The following is a 19,430-nucleotide window of genomic DNA, read 5'->3' as shown; positions in this document are numbered from 1 at the left end:
AGCGCGGCCTCTGCCACCACCCACCTCACCCTTAAGGTGCCCAGCGATCCATAGGATCGCCGGGCCTCGAAGGAGCCCTCCAGTCGCCGCGCGATCCCTGGAACCTCCTTCGAGGCGGCTTCGCCGCACCTCAGGATGAGGGGATGGTTGGGGGGGGCAGTAACAAGCGAACGGGAGGGGTATGATGGCACAGACCATCGGGTTCATCGGTCTCGGAAACATGGGCGGCCCGATGGCGGCCAATCTCGTGAAGGCGGGGCACACGGTGCGCGGGTTCGACCTCGCGCCGGCCTCCCTGGAGGCGGGAAGTGCCGCGGGGATCGCGGTGGCGGGCTCGGCCCTGGAGGCCGCCGAGGGCGCGGAGGTGGTGGTCACCATGCTGCCCGCCGGGCGTCACGTGGTCGAGGTCTGGACCCAGCTCGCCGACGCCCTGCCGGCCGGCACCCTGCTGATCGATTCCTCGACCGTGGACGTCGAGAGTTCGCGCAAGGCCCACGGCCTCGCCGAGGCGCGCGGCTGCCTCTCCGTGGATGCGCCGGTCTCCGGCGGCACCGGGGGCGCCAAGGCCGGGACGCTGACCTTCATGGCCGGCGGCAGCGAGGACGCCTTCGGACGTGCCGAGCCGCTGCTCAAGGCCATGGGCAAGAACGTGTTCCATTGCGGCGCGGCCGGCGCCGGGCAGGCGGCCAAGATCTGCAACAACATGATCCTCGGGATCTCGATGATCGGCGTCAGCGAGGCTTTCGCGCTGGGCGAGAAGCTCGGGCTGTCGCATCAGGCGCTCTACGACGTCGCCTCGGTCTCCTCCGGCCAGTGCTGGTCGCTGACCACCTATTGCCCGGTCCCGGGCCCGGTGCCGACCTCGCCGGCGAATTCCGGCTACAAGCCGGGCTTCGCCGCCGCGCTGATGCTCAAGGATCTCCGGCTGGCGCAGGCCGCCGCCCTCGCGTCGGGGGCCGCGACGCCGCTGGGCGCCGAGGCCGCACAGATCTACGGTCTGTTCGAGGGCCTCGGCCACGGGGGAGAGGACTTTTCCGCGATCATCCGTATGCTTCGCGGATCGGGGAGTGAGTCGTGATGGACGCGTACGAGACGATCCTGACGGAGACGCGCGGGCGGGTCCTGCTCATCACCCTCAACCGCCCGAAGGCGCTCAACGCCATCAACGCGCAGCTCACCCGTGAGGTGATCCGGGCCGCGACCGAGGCGGATGCCGATCCGGGCGTCGGCTGCATCGTCATCACCGGTTCGGCCAAGGCCTTCGCGGCGGGGGCCGACATCAAGGAGATGCAGCACGCGACCTACGCCGAGATGTATGCGCAGGACCGCTTCGCCGACTGGGAGCGGTTCACGTCCGTGCGCACGCCGATCGTCGCCGCGGTGGCGGGCTACGCGCTCGGCGGCGGCTGCGAACTCGCCATGATGTGCGACTTCATCCTGGCCGCCGACACGGCGCAGTTCGGCCAGCCCGAGATCAAGCTCGGCGTCATGCCGGGGATCGGCGGCAGCCAGCGGCTCACGCGGTTCGTCGGCAAGTCGAAGGCCATGGAGATGTGCCTGACCGGCCGGATGATGGATGCCGCCGAGGCCGAGCGCGCCGGCCTGGTCTCGCGGGTGGTCCCGGTGGACCGGCTGCTCGACGAGGCGCTCAAGGCGGCCGAGATCATCGCGTCCATGTCGCTGCCGATCGCCATGATGACCAAGGAGGCGGTCAACCGCTCGTACGAGACCACGCTGACCGAGGGCGTGCGCTTCGAGCGCCGGGTCTTCCACGCGATGTTCGCCACCCAGGACCAGAAGGAGGGCATGGCCGCCTTCGTGGAGAAGCGGCCGGCCCGGTTCGAGAACACCTGAGCGAGGATGGGCGATGGACGTCCTGGACCGCGATAGCGAAGCGCGCTTCGAGATGGCGTTCCCACGCGCGATCGTTGCCCAGAAGGCGCGCGGGCGCGAGGAGACCATCAACGAGCATCTCGTGACGCTGTTGGCCTTCGACGTGGCTCCGGAGACCCGGGCGGTCTGGCGCAAGGAGCTGGTCCGGCACTTCCGGTTCCTGGCGGCGCTGCGGGTCGAGCCCGGCGCGAGCCTCGTCCCGGCGCGGGACTGGTGGACCTGGCTCTATGCCGACCCGTTCGAGAACAACGAGGCCGGCTACACGGCCGGCCTGATCGGGCTCGACGCCGACGACTTTCCCCGCAACGGCCACGCGGTGGAGGCGATCGCCGAGGAGATCCGCCATTTCCACGCCGGCATGGTGCAGCGCCTCGCGCGCGGCCAGGCCGGCGAGGACCTGATTCCCGCCTGAGGGCGGGATGCGGCCGGATCTGCCGGCCGAACAAGAACGACGGGGGGAACGACCATGCCCAGCTTCCGGGAGGCCCGCGATCTGCTGCTGGCCCATCGCACCGACTACGCGGCGGCGGTTTCGGCCTTCGCCTGGCCGGACCCGGTGCCGTTCAACTGGGCGCTCGACTGGTTCGACGCCGAGCTCGCAGCCCCCGAGAGCCGCGACCGCACCGCGCTCCACATCGTCGAGGCCGCCGGCGGCGCCGAGCAGAGCCTGACCTTCGGGCAGATGGCGCGCCGGTCCAACCAGGTCGCCAACCACCTGCGCGGGCTCGGGCTCAAGCGCGGCGACCACCTGCTCCTGCTGCTCGGCAACGTCCCGGCCCTGTGGGAGACCATGCTGGCCGCGATGAAGCTCGGGGCCGTGGTCATCCCGGCCACCACCCTGCTCACGGCGGACGAACTCGCCGACCGCCTGGCCCGCGGCCGGCCCCGGGCGATCGTGGCCGGGCCGGAGCAGCTCGGGCGCTTCGCCGGGCTGGAGACCGGCGAGGCGATCCGCATCGTCACCGGCGCGGCGACGGCGGGCTGGAGCGCCTTCGACGACGCGTCCGGCGCACCCGAGACCTTCACGCCCGACGGGCCGACCGCGGCCGACGACCCGCTGCTGCTCTACTTCACCTCCGGCACCACCGCGAAGCCGAAGCTGGTCCGCCACAGCCACCGCTCCTATCCGGTCGGAGCGCTCTCGACGATGTACTGGCTCGGGCTCAAGCCCGGGGACGTGCATTGCAACGTGTCCTCGCCCGGCTGGGCCAAGCACGCGTGGTCGTCGTTCTTCGCGCCCTGGAATGCCGGCGCGACCATCCTGGTGATCAACCAGGCCCCGTTCAACGCCTCCGCCCTGCTCGCGCAGCTGGAGCGCACCCGCGCCACCACGCTCTGCGCGCCGCCCACCGTCTGGCGGATGATCATCCAGGAGGACCTGACCGGCCGGACGCTGGCTTTGCGCGAGGTCTGCGCCGCCGGCGAGCCGCTGAACCCCGAGGTGATCGAGCGGGTGAAGGACGCCTGGGGCGTCACGATCCGCGACGGTTACGGCCAGACCGAGACCACGGCCCTGATGGCCAACACTCCCGGCCAGCCGGTGGTGCCGGGCGCCCTCGGCCGGCCGCTGCCCGGCTATCGCGTGCACGTGCTCGACGCCGACGGCGCGCCGGCCAGCGAGGGCGAGGTCTGCCTCGAACTCGGGACGCACCGCCCCGCCGGCCTGATGCAGGGCTACGACGACGGCACCGGCGCCCTGTCGGGGGCCGAGGGCGCGCTCTACCGCACCGGCGACGTCGCCTTCGTGGACGACCAGGGCTGCTACACGTTCGTGGGCCGGGCCGACGACGTGTTCAAGTCGTCGGGGTACCGCATCAGCCCGTTCGAGCTGGAGAGCGTGCTGATCGAGCATCCGGCCGTGGCCGAGGCCGCGGTGGTGCCGATCCCCGATCCGATGCGCCACACGATCCCGAAAGCCTACGTCTCGCTGGTGGCGGGCGCCTCGGCCGGCCCGGAGACGGCGCTGGACATCTTCCGCTTCACCAATGCCCGGCTGGCGACGTTCAAGCGCCTGCGCGGTCTCGAATTCGTCACCGAGCTGCCGAAGACCATCTCGGGCAAGATCCGCCGGGTTCAGCTGCGCCGGCTGGAGCATGACGGCGTCACCGAGGACCCGCACCGGGGCCGGGCCTATACGCAGGCGGATTTTCCCGAGCTGAAGGGCGAGACGGAACGCAAGCTCGACCAGACGGCGGGGTGATTCGGGGGTGCCGGGGCCGTAAGGGGCCCTCAAGGTTTCCGGTTTCCGAACCGGAAGCCATGGATTTGCCGATGTTCCCAAGTCCCCCGTCGACGTTGTCGCGCTAGAGCCCGCCGCGGCGGGCGAATCGATAAAATTGCGCGGATCCGCTTCAGCCCCGCGGAGGCTCTGCGGCGCAATCCTGTCTTCAACAACGAGGACGGGTTCGATGGGCGCGGGGCTTCTCAAGACGGTTCGGGTGACGCTCGCCGGCGCGCTGGTGCTGCTCGGCCTCGCGGCCACCGCGGAGGCCCAGACCCTGGCGAGCCTCCCGGTGGAATCCGGCGCGAAGGTGCTCAGCGACGCGCGGCCGATCGCGGCCTGGGTGACGTTCTGCCAGTCCTACGCGGCGGAATGCGCCGTGGACCGGAGCGAGCCGGCGCGCATCACCCTGACCCCGGCGGTCTGGGCCACCATCGTCTCGGTCAACCGCCGGGTGAACAGGACGGTCGAGCCGATGACCGACATGGATCATCTCCATGTCGCCGACCGCTGGGACCTGGCCGAGGACGGCATCGGCGACTGCGAAGACTTCCAGCTGCTCAAGCGCCACCTGCTGGCCGAGGCCGGGCTGCCCCGCCGGGCGATGCGCATGACCGTGGTGATCGACGAGAAGGGTGAGGGCCACGCCGTCCTGACCCTGATCACCGACCGCGGCGACCTGATCCTCGACAACAAGACCAGTGTGATCGAGGCCTGGCACAAGACCGGCTACGTGTTCATCAAGCGCGAGAGCCAGGATGCGACCGCGTGGGTCTCGCTCGGCGGCGTCACCTCGCCGGTCACCACTGCCAACCGCTGATCGGGATTTCGATCTCCAGCCGGTCGCGGTTGCCCAGAAGGCTCGGCCCTGTGGCGAGGTTCAGGGGCGGGGACGCGGGATCGGGAAACGCGTGGCAATGCGACCGTCCCGCCACGGCTGCCCGACGTCCAAGGCCGAAACAGCACTCCGTCATCCCGCGGCGCCGGAGGCGAGCCTAGGATTTAGAGCCGCCGACGGCGCAAAATCCGGATGTTACGGTGGGTCTGGGTCCCGGGCTCCGCTTCGCGGCCCTGGGATAACGGGGTTGTATCGAGGGCCTGCATGCACCGGCTACGCGCCGTAAAGCGTGTCCGACAGTGCGCTGCCCGCCCTCGGGACCCGGAACACCCGAGCCCCGGACCTCGAAACCTAGATTCGAAAGAGCCCGTTCAGGCGGCGCGGCTCAGCGACGGCTGAGCAAGGGTGGCCACGAAGGTCTCGACCCGGCCGATGAAGCCGGCGAGGTGCGGGGCGATGCCCCGAAGGCTGGCGAGGTCGCGGACCAGGATGTCGCGCGACAGGGCACGGTCGCCCTCGGTGGGCGAGCGGGCCAGGTAGGCTTCCACGGCGTGCTCGGCGATGCCGATGGCACCGGCCCGACCATCCTCGGCGAGCGCTCTGATCACCTGCTGGATGGCGGGCTGCATCGTGAAATCCTTCTCTGGCATGGGGCGATCCCATTGGGGGATGGCTGGGTTCTTGCGAAGCGATCGATCCGCCCGCGAATCTCGCCGCGGGCCACCCCTGTCTCAAGCCGGCAAAGCTCGGTCGAATCAAGGCTTTCCAGAGGGGAGCAGGGCGGCCATTCCGCCAGCGCATGCTCCGGGCTGCAGCAACGCGGATGCTACACAGCCCTCAATGGGAACCGATCCGAAGGCTCGCGCGTTTATCGCCTCGTCTTTAACCATTGTGCGTTGCACGCGCGCGTGTCACCCTCCCGTCATCATCGGGCGATGGGGCGTGATCCATGCGGCACGCGGATGGTGGGATTCCGGCTCTCGCGTTCCTGGCGCCCCACTGGCGCGGATGGTCCGCCCCGCTGCGCCGAGCCCGGCAGGCCGCGAGCCTCGCCCTGGTGGGCACGATCCTGATGCTCGGGGGCGCCAACACCCGCGCCCATGCCCGCTTGAACCTCCCCGATGGCACTCCGGCTCCCGAAGCCAGCGGCCCGGTCGGTGCGATCGCGGGCTGGACGGAGTTCTGCCGGCGCCTGCCGGAGGAATGTACCCTCGATGTCGCGCAGCCCGCCGCAATCCCGCTCACCGTGGCGGTGTGGCGGACCCTCCGGAGCGTCAACCGCCGGGTCAACGCGCGCATCCGGCCGATCACCGATCAGGCGCATTGGGGCGTCGTCGATCGCTGGGACTTCCCGGACGACGGCTTCGGCGACTGCGAGGATTACCAGCTGTTGAAGCGCCGGATGCTGGCCGAGCGCGGCCTCTCGCGGCGGGCCCTGCTGATGACCGTCGTGATCGACGAGACCAATGCCGGCCACGCGGTGCTGACGGTGCGCACCGACCACGGCGACTTCATCCTCGACAACAAGACCGACGCGATCCGCCCGTGGCGGCGCACCGGCTACAGCTTCATCAAGCGCGCGGGCCAGGACGGTCAGGCCTGGGTCTCGCTGGAGGGCAAGGAGGGCGCCGCCCAGGTGGCCACCGCGGAGCCGTGAACCGCGCGCTCGCCGAGGCGGAGGGCAGTCCACCCCAGCGAGTCGACCCGACCCATCGGGAAAACCGCCGGACATGGGGGCCGACCCCGGCGCGTCAGGGCGGCAGCCAGGCGTCGTCGCGAGTCTCGCGCAGGGCCTGCCGGATGGCGGCGGCGAGATCGTCGACGAGCGGGCTGGCTCCCCGGTCGGACCGGCGGAGCATGAGGCCCAGGGACGGCGAGGATGGAAGACCATGCCCGGCGGCCTCGAGCATGGCGACCGAGGAGGGCAGGCCGATCGGGGTCCGCACACCGATTCCCAGGCCGGCCACCGTGGCCGCCCAGAGGCCTCCGAGGCTCGGACTGACGAAGGCGATACGCCAGCTCAATCCGTGCCTGTCCAGGTGCTCGCAGGCGAGCGTGCGCAGCAGGCAGGGTGCCTCGAGGCCGATGAGCGGCAGCGGCTCGCCTCCGGCTCCGTTCCACAGGGGCTCGCCATCGGACGCGTCCGGGCTTTCAAGCGGCTGGACGCCCGCGTGCGGCCCCGGTCTCCCGCGGTCTCACGCCCCGACCAGCATCGCCGCCAGATCGAGGGCGACCCGGCCCGAGAGCAGGCCCCAGCCGCAGGCGATCACGGTCGCCAGCATCACGAACGGCATCGGGCGGCCCTCGATCCTCCGGCCGCGCACGGTGTTGCGCAGGATGATGAAAGGGGCCGAGAAGGCCAGCATCGGCAGGGCCGCCACCGCGGGCAGGCCGCCCCGCTCCAGCAGGCTGAAACTCGCCCGCCGCGCCGCGAACAACTCGAAGGCGCTGGCGATCAGCCCGGACAGCGCCAGGCCGATGCACAGCGTCCGGATCGACTCCAGGGCGGCGGGCGTGAGGACCATTATTCGCGCTCCTAAACAGGTTGCGCGGAGTTTAGCCACACGATTTACCGGATGTTAAGCAATCGCCCGGGTTAGCGTTAACCTGTGCACAGGCGCGGGCCGGTGGAACCCGGCCCGCGGGCCGTGCCTCAGGCCTCGTCCTCGAGATCGATGTCGAGGATCGCCATGCGGAAGACGAAGGAATCGTCGCCGTCCTCCTTGTCGTCGGCGATCACGCCGATCGACTCCTCGCCGATGAACACCTCGGCGGTATCGCCCGTCTTCATCGCGGTCAGGCGGATGTTGTTGTTGGCGAACTTGCGGCGCAGGTAATCCTGCAGCTTCGCGGTCTCGGCTTTGGTCACGCTGTCTTGCCTCCCCTGTCGGCGTTGGCGCCCCGGATCGGCGGAGGGCTTGCCACGCCCGCAGCGGAGCAGCAAGCGCATCGGCCGAGCGCGGCGGCGGTGGGTCAGATGCCGTCGCCCACGTGGATGAACTGATCGAGGGCGACCAGCTGGTCCATGGCCCGGGCCGGATCGTCGCAGCCGGCGGTGCCGACGACGCGGGCCGGCACACCCACCACCGTGGTGTTGGCCGGGACCGGCCGCAGGACCACGGAGCCGGCCGCGACCCGGGCGCAGGCGCCGACCTCGATATTGCCCAGGATCTTGGCGCCGGCGCCGATCATCACGCCGCGGCGGATCTTGGGGTGGCGGTCGCCGCGCTGCTTGCCGGTGCCGCCCAGCGTCACCCCGTGGAGGATCGAGACGTCGTCCTCGACCACCGCGGTCGAGCCGACCACGAGGCCGGTGGCGTGGTCGAGGAACACGCCCCGGCCGATGCGGGCGGCCGGGTGGATGTCGCACTGGAACACCTCGGAGACCCGGCTCTGCAGGTAGAGCGCGAGGTCGCGCCGCCCCCGGGTCCAGACGTGGTGGGCGAGGCGGTAGGCCTGGAGCGCGTGGAAGCCCTTGAAGTACAGGACGGGCTCCAGGGCCCGCAGCGTCGCGGGATCCCGGTCGATCACGGCCCCGATATCGGCGCGAAATGCGTCTCCGATGGTGGAGTCGGCCGCGATCGCCTCGTGGAACGCGTGCGCGACCAGTTCGGCGGGCAGCGACGGGTGCCCGAGCCGGGCCGCGACCCGGTGGCCGACCGCGCCCTCCAAGGTGGCGTGATTCAGGATGGTCGCGACGATGAACGAGGCGAGCTGCGGCTCCGTGCGCAAGACGTCCTCGGCCTCGGCGCGCAGCCGCGACCAGACCGGATCGCAGACGGCGAGGTCCCCTGCGTCGCGGCTGAAGGCTGGGCTGAGGGCTGGACTGGCACTCATGAACGGTGGCTCGCGATCGAGGTGTCTGGTGCGCGCTTCGCTGCCGCGGATCCGGCCTCATGGCCGGGTGGGGCCGGGCGCTGCGGCGAAGCTCCGGCATCCCGACCGACGCGGTGAACGACCGCACCGTTGCGGGTCATCCTAGCACAGCGTCCTACAGGGAGAGCTATGCGCGGGGCGCTTGGTCTGGGGCATCGTGCGTTCCGGCAACCTGGCCGCCCGTGACGGCGGCTTCCCATAGCGTGGTGCGCCGCAGCGCAGCGATCAAGGGTGGCAGGCCTGCGGGAGAGGCCGCGCCATTGTCGCTGTCAGCGGTTCCGTCGCGGGCGCGGGCTTGTTTCAGCCGGCGACGGCCACTTCGCCAAACCGCGCCTCGATCGTCGAAACGAGGCGGTCGACCATGGTCTGGAGCGGGATGTCGGAGGTGTCGACCGTGGCCGAGGCCCGGGCGTAGAGCGGCTCCCGGCTCGCCAGCACCGCCCGCAGCTCCTGCATCGCCGAGGCATGGTCGCCGGTGGTGGCGAGGTGCCCCTGCTCGCGCACGCGGCTCATGTGCTCCTCCGGCCGGGCGCGGAGCCAGACCGTGTAGAACGCCTGGAGCAGCAGGTCGTAGGTCAGCGGCTCGGCCACGATGCCGCCGCTCGTCGCCAGGATCAACGGGCCGGGATGCTCGGTGAGGCGGCGCAGGGCCGCCTGCTCCAGGCGGCGGTAGCCCTCCTGGCCGTAGATCGCGAAGATCTCCTGCACCGAGAGCGCGTTCTCCCGCTCGATCTCGGCGTTTAACTCCACGAAAGTCCAGCCCAGGCGCTCGGCCGCGAGCTTACCGAGCGTCGACTTGCCGGCGCCGCGCAGTCCGATCACCGCGACGCGCAGGCGCCCACTCGATTCGGAGCGGCTGCCGCCGGAGAGCGCCTCCTTGGCGGCGGCGATCTGGGCCGGATTCGCCTGGCCGAGCAGGTCGCGCACCACGGGCCAGTCGGGCAGGCCGTCATTGCCGGTGATCAAATCGTCGAGGCGCACGCCCATGGCGTTGGCGACCCGCCGCAGCAGGATGATCGAGACGTTGCCCTGTCCGCCCTCGAGCTGCGCGATGTAGCGCTCGGAGAGGCCCGAGGTCTGGGACAGCACCTTGCGCGATAAGCCACGCACGGTGCGCGCGTGCCTGACGCGGCGCCCGAGATCCGTGAGAAAGAGCGATTCCTGTTCCAACACGCCGCTCATGGCGTCGTCCGCTTTCCTGCCAGCCCGAAAGCAGAGTGCTTGCCCTGCATGTCTGCCACTTCAAGATGCATTGTGATTCGCAACCTAGGATCGAGCGGGTGCTTGCTCGACCGTTCGTGCGAAGCCTGGCGTACCCTACCCTGAAGTCTGTATTGCGCCGCCTGTATCCGGCCGCTTCGACCGGTCCACGGGCCATGGCCGCACCGGCCCAACCCTGTTGCTGGCGTATCGTCTATGTGTTGCGGATCGGCCCAGTGGTCAAGCCTTGAGCAGGATCCTCGTGTGGGCAGATTTTGGACAAGCAGTGGTTGTCCGGCCCCGATCGGACCGGCTCCGCCTCACTCGACCGGGATGGCCGTGGCCTCGCGGACGGGTGCCGCCGCGGGCGGCGCGCGGCGCGGCGTGGCGGCGGCCAGCAGCTGGATCGACGGGCGGCGCGGCGGCAGCGGCACGTCGACGGTCTCGGTCACCCCGCTGGTCGCCGCCGCTTGCGTCATCGCGGCGCCCTGGAACGCTCCGGCCGGCTCGGCCTGCGGTGAGAGGCGCAATTCGGCGAGCTGGGCCGGCGCGGCCTCCGCGCTGCCAAGGCCTGCCGGGCGGCGCGGCGGAAGCGGAACCTCCACGGTCTCGACCGCGGCCACCTGCACGGCGGCGGCCGGCGCGGCACCCGCGGCGGCGGGCTCGACGGACAGGCTTGCATACGTGACGGAGCCGCTGAGGGCGTCCGGACGCCGGGGCGGGAGCGGGACCTCGACCGTCTCGCTCGGCACCGCCGCGACGGCGGCCGCGGTGGGGGCGTAGGCCAGGGCCCCCGAGGCGGCGCCGGGATCCGTGACGCCGCCGCCGAACAGGCTCGCCAACGCGCTGGCCGAGGCCGCGACGGGGGCCACCACCGCGGCGACCTCGGTGGAGATGCCCTGGCGCTTGGCCGCGTAGTAATAGCCGCGGTTGTAGTACTGGTAGGCTTGGCTGACGTTGCCTTGGGCGGTGCGATAGGCGCCCGCCAGGTAGGCGACGCCGTAGCGCAGGTTGGTCGCCGGATCGTAGAGGCCCGCCGCGTCGCCGGTGTAGCCGAGGCTGCGCGCCGTCGCGTGCTTGATCTGCATCAGCCCGAGGGCGCTGCCGCCCTTGGCCTTCGGGTTGTAATTGCTCTCGCGCTTCACCACCGCGTGGACGAAGCTCGCCGGGACGCCGTTCGCCTTGGCCTGCTGCTCGATCAGCGCATCGATGTTGTCGCGCGCGCCCTGCCCGAAGGCGGCCACGGGCACGACCGCGAGAGCGGCAGCCAGGAAGAGGCGATGCATTCCGAGACCTGGTCCTGCTTGTTCTGTGGTCAAGCTAGGTCGCGGGGAAATGAGGCCGTAAAGGGGCCCGGATCCGGCAGCCTGTGGGCGCGTGGAGTGTCGGGCACCCCTGTGCCTTGTCGGTCACAGGGCGGCGCCGTCGGTTAACCATCCCGGTTATCCACAGCGTGCGGGCCTGGACAGTCAGGGCAAAATGAAGCGCGCGACCCCGTGGGCGAACCCGTCCGCGCCGTTGCCGTCCGTCACGGCGCTTGCGGCCGCCTTCACACCCGGGTCGGCATTGCCCATCGCTACCGAGAATCCGCTGCGGGCGAACATCGGCTGGTCGTTCCCGGCATCCCCGAAGGTGGCGATCCGCTCGGGCGGGATGCGCAGATGCGCGCTCATCCAGGCCACGAACTGCCCCTTGTCGAGCCCGGGCGGCGTCACGTCGAGATAGTAGGCCTGGGAGCGGTGCACCGTGGCGCGCCCGGCCAGCGCGGTCCCGATCCGGGTCTCGCAATCGGCCAGGTGCGCGTGGTCCCGGCTGACCCCGACGATCTTCGAGGCTGCCCCCATCAGGCTGCCGAGATCGGCCACCACGCGCGGCTCGGCGCCGATCGTCCGGCGCTCGAGATCCGTGTAGGGGCCCTCCGGGTCGCGCAGGCACCAGGCCCCCTCGGCGAAGACCCAGACGTCGAGACCCTCGGCCTGAAGGCGTTCCAGCGCCGCCCGCGCGGCGGCTTCCGGGATCAGCCGCTCCGCGAGGGTCGAGAGATCGGGCCGGACCACGCTGGCGCCGTTGAACGCCCCCATCGGCAGGTCGAGGCCGAGGGCGTCGACGAGGCCCCGCAGGCCCAAAGGCGGCCGGGCCGACGCGATGCTGAATCCGATCCCGGCCGCGCGCAGGCGCTTCACCGCCGCGATCGTCGAGGGGGCGAGCTGCTTGTCGTCGGTCACCAGCGTGCCGTCGACATCGGAGATCACCAGGGCGATGCCGCTCGCCTTGGGTGCGTCGGACGCCATCGCTCAGGTCCTTCCGGCGGGGAGGAGGGCCTCCGCGGCGAGCTGCGCCACGACGCGGTCGGCGACGGTCACCGGCGCCGCGTCGATCCCCACGATGACCGGGTGCTCGTCGGGGCCGGGGATTTCCAGGGTGGCGAACTGGCTGTCCAGCAGCCGGGGCGACATGAAGTGGCCATGGCGCTCGGCGAGGCGCTTGGACACGAGGGCCCTGTCGCCGTCCAGGTAGACGATCCGGACGCGCCGGCTCCCGCGGGTGAGCACGTCCCGGTACGCCCGGCGCAGGGCCGAGCAGACCACCACGCCGGATTCGCCGGCCTCCAGCCGATGCTGGATCCAGACCGCGATCCGGGCGAGCCACGGCGCGCGGTCCTCGTCGTCCAGCGCGTGGCCCGCATGCATCTTGGCCACGTGCTCGGGGGTGTGGAAGCTGTCGCCGTCCACGAAGATCCAGCCGAGCCGCTCGGCGATCAGCGCGCCGACGGTGCTCTTGCCCGAGCCCGAGACACCCATGACCACCAGGACCTGCGCCGCCCGCGCGGCCGCTCCGGCTTCGTTCTGCATCCGCCCATCCGAGCTCATCCGGACCATACCGCTCCGGGGCGCAACGCTGCGCCGTGGGCTTCATCAATAGGCTCGGCGGGCGGGAAGGAAAGGTTTCTGGGGAACAGGGGGCAATGCGCCGACATCCCGTGGAACCCCGGATGGGGCGGCACGTTCTCCCCGGCGACGACAGAACATTTCAGGAACGAGGGTCCCATGGCCAAGGCAGCCGACAAGCACGACGCGACCCAGGAAAACCCGAAGACCGATCCGAAGGACGTCTCGAACCAGATCAAGGATCCGGATCAGTGGACCACCGGCGGTGAGCCGATGACCGGGGCGCAGGCTTCGTACCTCAAGACCTTGTCGGAGGAGGCCAAGGAGCCGGAGGCCTTCGACTCGGACATCGACAAGGCCGAGGCGTCCAAGCGGATCGACGACCTGCGCCACAAGGCCGGCCACGCCTGAGCGACCCGGGCACACCGCGTCCTGGACCAAGCCGGGCCGCGTCATCGGACATGTCGAAAGGTCGGTGCCGTCACGGGCGCCGGCCTTTCGGCGTTCGGACCCACGTCTCGAAGGCGATGTTTCGAAGACACTATTAAGCCGGCGGCAATGGGAGCCCGGTTAGACGTTCCCATCGCGCCGGGCGACGAGAGCGCTCAACGTCGGCGCGGATACCGGTGGATGCGTGCGCAAGCGCGTCGAACCAGGGGCCTGGAGGCGGGCCCGATCGCGATACGATCGGGTGCGGTTCCGGGCGCAGCGGAAGTCGGAGTCACGGATGGCGGAGCCGAGCTGCGAGGGATCGAGGGCGGCTTCCGGACGATCCCGCCTCCGTGGGGCCGACCTCGCCCGGCAGGCGTTGTCGCGCTTTGCCGCGAACGCGCGCGGGTCCACCGCCATGGAGTACGCCCTGATCGGCGCGCTGATCTTCATCGTCGCGGCCGGCAGCATCCGGTATTACGGCTCCCGGATGACCCCGATCTACGAGCGCATCAGCACGACGGTGAGCCAGGCCAATTGAGGGGCGCCGTTCCGGCCCCGGCCGTAAAGTTTTCGTCCGTCTGCCCCGAAAAAGCTGTGCTTAGTGAGGATGAAACCGCCCGCTCGGCCGTCGCGGGCGCAGTGTGGCCCACCCGCTACGGACACCCCGGCCGCTATGGGCTAGGCACGGGCTCGGCAAAACCGATGGGCAACATCTGGATGCGCAAACTTTCCCTCGCTCTGCTCGCCGCGACGGCGATGTCGGGCTGCTCGTATCTGCCTTCGGCGGGTCCGACGGCGAGCGCGATCCAGGCCGGCGCGGAAGTCGCCACCGCCGACGGCGGCGTGCTCGCCCGCTACGAAATCATCGACGTCACCCCATCCGTGGTCGAGGCCCTGCGCGGCCGGCCCCTCGACAGCCTGCTCGCCTCCTTCGGCGACCACCGCCCCTCCACCGAGCCGGTGATCGGCATCGGCGACATGGTCTCGGTCTCGGTCTGGGAGGCCGGTTCCGGCGGCCTGTTCTCCGGCCCGCTGGTGGCCGACCGCTTCTCCGCCGGCTCCAAGTCCGCCCTCATCCCCGAGCAGCCGGTCGGCCGCGACGGCGCGATCTCGGTGCCCTATGCCGGGCGCATCAAGGTCGCCGGCCGCCGGCCCCAGGACGTCCAGGGCCTGATCGAGAACGAGCTCGCCGGCAAGGCGATCCAGCCGCAGGTGCTGGTCTCGGTCACCCGGCCGATCAGCCAGGCGGTGACCGTCACCGGCGAGGGCGCCGCCGGCGCGCGCCTGCCGCTGTCGGGCCACGGCGACCGCATCCTCGACGTCATCGCGTCGGCGGGCGGCAACCGCTCGCCGGTCTCGGAGACCTTCGTGCGCCTGTCGCGCGGGCCGGTCACCGCCACGGTGCCGCTGACCACGGTGGTGTCGAACCCCAAGGAGAACATCTACCTGCGGCCCAACGACGTGCTGACCCTGGTGCGCGATCCACAGACCTTCCTGGCGGTGGGCGCGCTCGGCCAGGCGACCGAGCTGCCGTTCCAGGCCGACGGGATCACCCTGGCCCAGGCGCTCGCCAAGGCGCGCGGCCTCTCGGACTTCGCCGCCGACCCGGCCGGCACCTTCATCTTCCGGTTCGAGCCCGCCAGCGTGGTGCGCCGCCTCAACCCGGCCACCAAGCTCACCGGCACCCCGCTGGTGCCGGTGGTGTACCGGATCAACATGCGCGACCCCAACAGCCTGTTCACAACCCAGGCGTTCCGCATGCGCAACCGCGACCTGATCTACGTCTCGAACGCCCCGTTCACCGAGGTCTCGAAGGTGCTGTCGGTCTTCACCTCCGTTACCGGCCCGGTCTCCTCGGTGGCGACCGCCTACTATTACGCGAAGTAAGCGCGGGACGACTTTCGCGCGTCGGCGGAAAACAATCGCGTTCCGCTGCGTCCTCGCGTATGGGCTTCCCGTGCGGTTTGGTGCGGCGCGGGAGCGCCCGGACGAAGCCGCGACCCACCCGCGCCGGTGGCTGCCTCGCGCAAGGATGCCTAGAAGAGCCCGATGAAGATCGGACGCGTCGTCTCCGCCCGCGGGCTGTTCCGGCCCACGCTGTTCCCCTTGAGCCTGTGTCTCGCGCTCCTGTCGGCCGGGCCGGCGGCGGCCGATGTCGTGGTCGGCGTCGCGGTTCCGCGCTCGGGCCCCTACGTGGCGGTGGGCGAGCAGGTGCTGCGCGGCGTCGAGGCCGCGGCCCGGGATGCCAACGCCATGGGCGGGCTCGATGGGCAGCCCGTCACCCTCGACGCGCAGGACGATGCCTGCGACTCGAACACCGCCACCGCGGTCGCCAACCACTTCGTCCGCTCCAACGTGCGCCTCGTGGTCGGCCATGTCTGCTCGAACGCCTCGATCGCGGCCTCCGACATCTACGCCCAGAACGGCATCGTGATGATCAGCGCGGCCTCGGTCTCGGCCCGGCTCACGGACCGGGGCCTGCCGAACGTCTTCCGGGTCTGCGGGCGCGACGACGATCAGGCCCGGCTCTCCGCCGCGGTGCTCGCCGAGCGGTTCCGCGACCGTAAGATCGCGCTGATCCAGGACCAGACCCCGGCCTCCCGGACGCTGGCGGCCGCCACCAAGGACAACCTCAACCGGATCGGCATCAACGAGGCCCTGTCCCTGTCGTTCGCGCCGAGCGACGCCGACGACGCCGCCCTGGTGGACCGGCTCAAGGGCGCGGGGATCGAGGTGGTGTATTACGGCGGCGACGCCGCCGAGATGGGCCGCCTCGTGAAGGTCGCCGCCGATCGCGGCTACCGCCCGCAATGGTTCGGCACCTCGGCGATCGCGACGCCGGACTTCGCCAAGGTCGCGGGCTCGGCCAGCAACGGCGTGCTGATGACCTTCTACCTCGACCCGAGCCGCCAGCCCGCCGCCGCCGCCGTCGTGAAGGCGTTCAAGGCCGAGGGCGTCGATCCCACCGGCTCGACCGTCTACGGCTACGCGGCCCTGCAGGCGCTGGTCGCGGCCGGCAACTTCGCCCATTCGGTCGAGCCGAGGCCGATCGCCCAGGCGCTCCACACGGAGCGGTTCGACGTCGTGCTCGGCACGGTCGGGTTCGATTCCAAGGGCGACGTCACCGCCCAGGGCTATGTCCTCTACGTCTGGAAGGACGGCAGCTTCACGCCCGCCGGGAAGTGAGTTCTCGCTCTCAAGCCCCGGCCGATAGCCGCGCCTTCGCGGCTTGAGCCAGAAAGGCGGATCGGCTCTCGCCGGTCGCCTCGGCGGCCCGGTCGATCCGTCGGAGGAGGCCTTCCTCCATTGAGATGTTGACGCGCACGGCCCGGCCTGGAAGCTCGACCTGCATGAGCGCGACCATCGCGTCGGCGCTGTCCTCGCAAAAGCCCGGGTCGCCGCGCAATTCCTCCAGTGCCCGCAGGCGCGGGATCTCTTCACCGTCCTCCGCCATTCCGGCGACGTGGAAGGCCAACATCTCGGCGGCCTTCCGATAGAGCGTGTCGAGATCGCCCGCGACCGTCGTCGCTCCCGGGAAGTCCGGGAAGGAGGCGCCGAACCGGCCGTCCTCCTGGTGCACCAGCATGACAACGTGAGCCATTTCCGCCATCTCGGTCGCTATCACCATCGAGGGATCAGGCCGCAGGTCCCGAGAGGTCGCGGCCTGATCTGTCACCAAGTCCATCCAGCCTGCCGATAGATACTACGTAGGGTTCCAGTCGGTATTTCCGGCTCGCCGGTATCGACTGTGACTTTTCCGGGCTTTCTCGGATGCTTGAACTGGACGTGATCGCCGGGTCCCTTCCGGGCGACGAACCAACCGTCCCTCTGAAGCGCCGCGATCACCCCGCGTGTTGTGCGGTCACGCACCTTCTTCGGCATGCCTGGAACACTCTCTGCCCCTCCCGCCGCGCTTGCTGCTACAGGAGGGGACTCTCATAGTTCCGACAGGCACAAGATTACACAACGCACCGCGCAGCGCAACAGACGTGTGTATGTGTGCGCAACGAGTTTGAGCCGTTCTGGCTGAACGTGACGATAGCGATTGGCATCAGCCTGCGATCAATCCGAGGTGGGGAGCCTCCTACCCCCGCTCGGCAGCATCGACCTCCGCACCGCGTCCCAGCCCACGCAGCAGCTCGGCCAGGTGCGGCCGCACCCGCAACTGCAGCGCGTGGAGCCGGCGGACCGCCTCGCTGAGCCGGCCCTCGCGGCCGAGCCTCTCATCCGCGAAGCCGATCATCCGGGCGTTGGGCCAGGCCGGCTCGCGCAGGGCGTGCAGGCGGGCGACCAGGGCCTCGGCGGAAACGTCGGGTTCGGCCTGGGCGAACAGCATCAGCAGCGCCGCGGTGGAGCGCGACAGGCCGTAATGGCAATGGACCAAGAGGTGGCCGGCACCGTCGAGGTCGCGCCCGAAGCCGAGGATCGCCGCGATATGTTCGGGCTCGGGCGGCACGAGGCCGTCGCCGGGGCCGAGGCAATCGTGGAAGTGCAGGGTCGTGCGGGCATGGGCGCCGTAGGCGGCGAACGCCTCCGGCTCGGGCGTGCCGGGATCGAGCAGCGACAGGACGTGGCTGACCCCGCTCGCGCCGTGCCCGGCCAGCTCCTCCAGGCCGCACACGGTGTGCAGGGTGACGTCGGGGAGGGGCATATCGGGGAGGGGCATATCGGGGAGTGGCATGTCGGGATCGGCTCGCATGGTCGGGCGCCTATCACGGGGGCGGTGCGGTTTCGAGGCGCCATGGCGCCACGGCGGCAGCTCCGCATGCCGCGGGTGCTTTCGAGAACGGCCGCGGACGTGCTACCTGCGCGCCGACCTTCCGCCGGCCGGATTGGACACACTGAGACGAGATGCCGTTGGACGAGCCCCATGATGCGCCCTCCCGTACCGCCGGAACCCGCCGCGCGGTCCTGACCGCCGGCCTCGGCGCGGCGATCGCCGCGCCGCTGGCGGCGCCGGCCCTGGCCCAGGGCGCTCCCGAGCTGCGCTGGCGCCTGTCCTCGGCCTACGCCAAGAGCCTCGACATCCTGTTCGGCGCCCCCGAGGCGCTCAGCCGGATCGTCGCCGAGGCCACCGACGGGCGGTTCCAGATCCAGGTGCTCGGCCCCGGCGAGCCGGTCCCGGCCGAGACCCTGCTCGATGCCGTGTCGGCCGGCACGGTCGAGATGGGCCACGGCCCGGCGACCCTCGGCCAGGCCAAGGACCCGACCTTCGCGCTCGCCACCGCGATTCCGTTCGGCCTCAACGCACGGGGCGCCGCCGCCTGGTGGCTGGCGGGGGGCGCGGCGGAGCTGTTCGCCGAGGTCTTCGCGAAGTCCGGCCTGGTCTGCCTGCCCGGCGGCAATACCGGCGCGCAGATGGGCGGCTGGTTCCGGCGCGAGATCAAGAGCGTGGCCGACCTCCAGGGCCTCAAGTTCCGCATCGGCGGCATGGGTGGGCAGGTGCTGACGAAGTTCGGCGTCCAGCCGCAGGCGATCCCCGGCCCCGAGATCTACCAGGCCCTCGAGACCAAGAAGCTCGACGCCGCCGAGTGGATCGGCCCCTACGACGACGAACGGCTCGGACTGCAGAAGGTCGCCCCGGTCTACCATTATCCTGGCTTCTGGGAGGGCGGTGCGATGCTGCACTTCTGGTTCAATGCCGAGAAGTGGAAGGCCCTGCCGAAAGCCTATCAGGCGATCCTGCGCTCCGCCGCCGCCGAGGTCGGGGCCGAGGTCCAGGCCAAGTACGATGCGCGCAACCCGCAGGCCCTGCGCCGGCTGGTCGCCGGCGGCGCGCAGCTGCGGCCGTTCCCGCAGGACGTGATGGAGGGCGCGCTCAAGAACGCCAACGACGTCTATGCCGAGATCGCCGCCAAGAACGCCGATTTCCGCCGGGTCTACGAGGCGATGCGGACCTTCCGGAACGAAGAATATCTCTGGTTCCAGGTCGCCGAATACACCTACGATAACTTCATGATTCGGGCCCGGGCCCGAGGATAGCGAAATCTCGGTTTCAAAAGGTCGTCGACCTTTTGCGGGCGAAGGGCGCAGCCCTTCCTTCTTCGGGGCTCCGCCCCAAACCCTGCCAAAGGGCTGAGCC

The 19,430-nt window shown here is 70.6% G+C and carries 22 protein-coding genes and 1 pseudogene; 11 read left to right on the top strand and 12 right to left on the bottom strand.

Features of this window, described 5'->3' with window-relative positions:
• Positions 1-184 precede the first annotated feature (184 nt).
• From mmsB to AC0IY0_RS04480, 5 genes are all read left to right on the top strand, one after another.
• Positions 185-1,078 (top strand): 3-hydroxyisobutyrate dehydrogenase, encoded by an 894-nt coding sequence (mmsB, locus tag AC0IY0_RS04500; protein WP_471763169.1) that lies wholly within the window; start codon positions 185-187, stop codon positions 1,076-1,078.
• Positions 1,078-1,854 carry an enoyl-CoA hydratase gene (locus AC0IY0_RS04495; protein ID WP_471763168.1) on the top strand — a complete coding sequence of 259 codons (777 nt, stop codon included), beginning with the start codon at positions 1,078-1,080 and terminating at the stop codon, positions 1,852-1,854. Before mmsB ends, AC0IY0_RS04495 begins: the two co-directional genes overlap by 1 nt.
• Before the next feature lie 13 nt (positions 1,855-1,867).
• Positions 1,868-2,305 (top strand): hypothetical protein, encoded by a 438-nt coding sequence (locus AC0IY0_RS04490; RefSeq protein WP_471763167.1) that lies wholly within the window; start codon positions 1,868-1,870, stop codon positions 2,303-2,305.
• Between the two features lie 54 nt (positions 2,306-2,359).
• A complete protein-coding gene (locus AC0IY0_RS04485) occupies positions 2,360-4,093 on the top strand; it encodes an AMP-binding protein (RefSeq protein WP_471763166.1) in 1,734 nt (577 codons plus the stop codon).
• A 208-nt stretch (positions 4,094-4,301) separates the two neighbouring features.
• The gene (locus AC0IY0_RS04480) at positions 4,302-4,934 is read left to right on the top strand and encodes a transglutaminase-like cysteine peptidase (protein WP_147909250.1); all 633 of its coding nucleotides are present in this window, start codon (positions 4,302-4,304) and stop codon (positions 4,932-4,934) included.
• Between the two features lie 389 nt (positions 4,935-5,323).
• Here the strand turns inward: AC0IY0_RS04480 and AC0IY0_RS04475 are convergent, their stop codons facing one another.
• Positions 5,324-5,602 (bottom strand): hypothetical protein, encoded by a 279-nt coding sequence (locus AC0IY0_RS04475; protein ID WP_471763165.1) that lies wholly within the window; start codon positions 5,600-5,602, stop codon positions 5,324-5,326.
• Between the two features lie 299 nt (positions 5,603-5,901).
• On the opposite strand from AC0IY0_RS04475, the gene AC0IY0_RS04470 reads away from it, so the two are divergent.
• Entirely contained in the window at positions 5,902-6,609 is a 708-nt protein-coding gene (locus AC0IY0_RS04470; protein ID WP_147909249.1) for a transglutaminase-like cysteine peptidase, read from the top strand.
• Positions 6,610-6,703: 94 nt separating this feature from the next.
• On the opposite strand, the gene AC0IY0_RS04465 is transcribed toward AC0IY0_RS04470, so the two are convergent.
• The 8 genes and pseudogenes from AC0IY0_RS04465 to AC0IY0_RS04430 all read right to left on the bottom strand — a co-directional run bounded on the left by AC0IY0_RS04465 (position 6,704) and on the right by AC0IY0_RS04430 (position 12,880).
• Entirely contained in the window at positions 6,704-6,976 is a 273-nt protein-coding gene (locus tag AC0IY0_RS04465; protein ID WP_471763164.1) for a type 2 periplasmic-binding domain-containing protein, read from the bottom strand.
• A 171-nt stretch (positions 6,977-7,147) separates the two neighbouring features.
• Entirely contained in the window at positions 7,148-7,477 is a 330-nt protein-coding gene (locus AC0IY0_RS04460) for a DUF6949 family protein (protein WP_147909247.1), read from the bottom strand.
• 128 nt (positions 7,478-7,605) lie between these two features.
• Positions 7,606-7,821 (bottom strand): DUF3126 family protein, encoded by a 216-nt coding sequence (locus AC0IY0_RS04455; RefSeq protein WP_147909246.1) that lies wholly within the window; start codon positions 7,819-7,821, stop codon positions 7,606-7,608.
• Positions 7,822-7,925: 104 nt separating this feature from the next.
• Positions 7,926-8,789: a serine O-acetyltransferase gene (gene cysE / locus AC0IY0_RS04450; protein WP_147940638.1), complete on the bottom strand. Its 864-nt coding sequence runs from the start codon at positions 8,787-8,789 to the stop codon at positions 7,926-7,928.
• A gap of 339 nt (positions 8,790-9,128) precedes the next feature.
• Positions 9,129-10,025: pseudogene (locus tag AC0IY0_RS04445) on the bottom strand (helix-turn-helix transcriptional regulator); the annotation flags it as partial.
• 323 nt (positions 10,026-10,348) lie between these two features.
• On the bottom strand, positions 10,349-11,314 hold the full coding sequence (locus AC0IY0_RS04440) for a lytic transglycosylase domain-containing protein (protein ID WP_419829051.1): 966 nt from the start codon (positions 11,312-11,314) through the stop codon (positions 10,349-10,351).
• Between the two features lie 183 nt (positions 11,315-11,497).
• Entirely contained in the window at positions 11,498-12,319 is an 822-nt protein-coding gene (locus AC0IY0_RS04435) for a Cof-type HAD-IIB family hydrolase (protein ID WP_147941882.1), read from the bottom strand.
• A gap of 3 nt (positions 12,320-12,322) precedes the next feature.
• The gene (locus tag AC0IY0_RS04430) at positions 12,323-12,880 is read right to left on the bottom strand and encodes a gluconokinase (RefSeq protein WP_471763163.1); all 558 of its coding nucleotides are present in this window, start codon (positions 12,878-12,880) and stop codon (positions 12,323-12,325) included.
• Positions 12,881-13,075: 195 nt separating this feature from the next.
• Here AC0IY0_RS04430 and AC0IY0_RS04425 point away from each other — a divergent pair, with 195 nt between their 5' ends.
• The 4 genes from AC0IY0_RS04425 (at position 13,076) to AC0IY0_RS04410 (ending at position 16,534) form a co-directional block, all read left to right on the top strand.
• Positions 13,076-13,327 carry a DUF3072 domain-containing protein gene (locus AC0IY0_RS04425; RefSeq protein WP_147910920.1) on the top strand — a complete coding sequence of 84 codons (252 nt, stop codon included), beginning with the start codon at positions 13,076-13,078 and terminating at the stop codon, positions 13,325-13,327.
• A gap of 316 nt (positions 13,328-13,643) precedes the next feature.
• Positions 13,644-13,886, top strand: coding sequence for a Flp family type IVb pilin (locus AC0IY0_RS04420; protein ID WP_147910919.1), 243 nt, complete (start codon positions 13,644-13,646; stop codon positions 13,884-13,886).
• A gap of 179 nt (positions 13,887-14,065) precedes the next feature.
• Positions 14,066-15,235, top strand: coding sequence for a polysaccharide biosynthesis/export family protein (locus AC0IY0_RS04415; RefSeq protein WP_147957905.1), 1,170 nt, complete (start codon positions 14,066-14,068; stop codon positions 15,233-15,235).
• A gap of 162 nt (positions 15,236-15,397) precedes the next feature.
• Positions 15,398-16,534 carry a branched-chain amino acid ABC transporter substrate-binding protein gene (locus AC0IY0_RS04410; RefSeq protein WP_471763162.1) on the top strand — a complete coding sequence of 379 codons (1,137 nt, stop codon included), beginning with the start codon at positions 15,398-15,400 and terminating at the stop codon, positions 16,532-16,534.
• Between the two features lie 10 nt (positions 16,535-16,544).
• Here AC0IY0_RS04410 and AC0IY0_RS04405 read toward each other — a convergent pair whose 3' ends face one another.
• The 3 genes from AC0IY0_RS04405 to AC0IY0_RS04395 all read right to left on the bottom strand — a co-directional run bounded on the left by AC0IY0_RS04405 (position 16,545) and on the right by AC0IY0_RS04395 (position 18,029).
• Positions 16,545-16,949 (bottom strand): type II toxin-antitoxin system HicB family antitoxin, encoded by a 405-nt coding sequence (locus AC0IY0_RS04405; protein ID WP_419829054.1) that lies wholly within the window; start codon positions 16,947-16,949, stop codon positions 16,545-16,547.
• A gap of 71 nt (positions 16,950-17,020) precedes the next feature.
• The gene (locus tag AC0IY0_RS04400; protein WP_471763161.1) at positions 17,021-17,230 is read right to left on the bottom strand and encodes a type II toxin-antitoxin system HicA family toxin; all 210 of its coding nucleotides are present in this window, start codon (positions 17,228-17,230) and stop codon (positions 17,021-17,023) included.
• Positions 17,231-17,432: 202 nt separating this feature from the next.
• Complete coding sequence (locus tag AC0IY0_RS04395; protein WP_471763160.1) at positions 17,433-18,029, bottom strand: tyrosine phosphatase family protein; 597 nt, start codon at positions 18,027-18,029, stop codon at positions 17,433-17,435.
• Between the two features lie 170 nt (positions 18,030-18,199).
• Between AC0IY0_RS04395 and AC0IY0_RS04390 the strand changes: the two genes are divergently transcribed.
• Positions 18,200-19,330, top strand: a complete 1,131-nt coding sequence (locus AC0IY0_RS04390) for a TRAP transporter substrate-binding protein (RefSeq protein WP_147910152.1) — start codon at positions 18,200-18,202, stop codon at positions 19,328-19,330.
• The last annotated feature ends 100 nt before the right edge of the window (positions 19,331-19,430 follow it).

This window comes from Methylobacterium sp. AC315 (genome assembly GCF_979253755.1).
The sequence above is the reverse complement of the archived record's forward strand: the minus strand, read 5'-3'. Positions and strand labels throughout refer to the sequence as shown.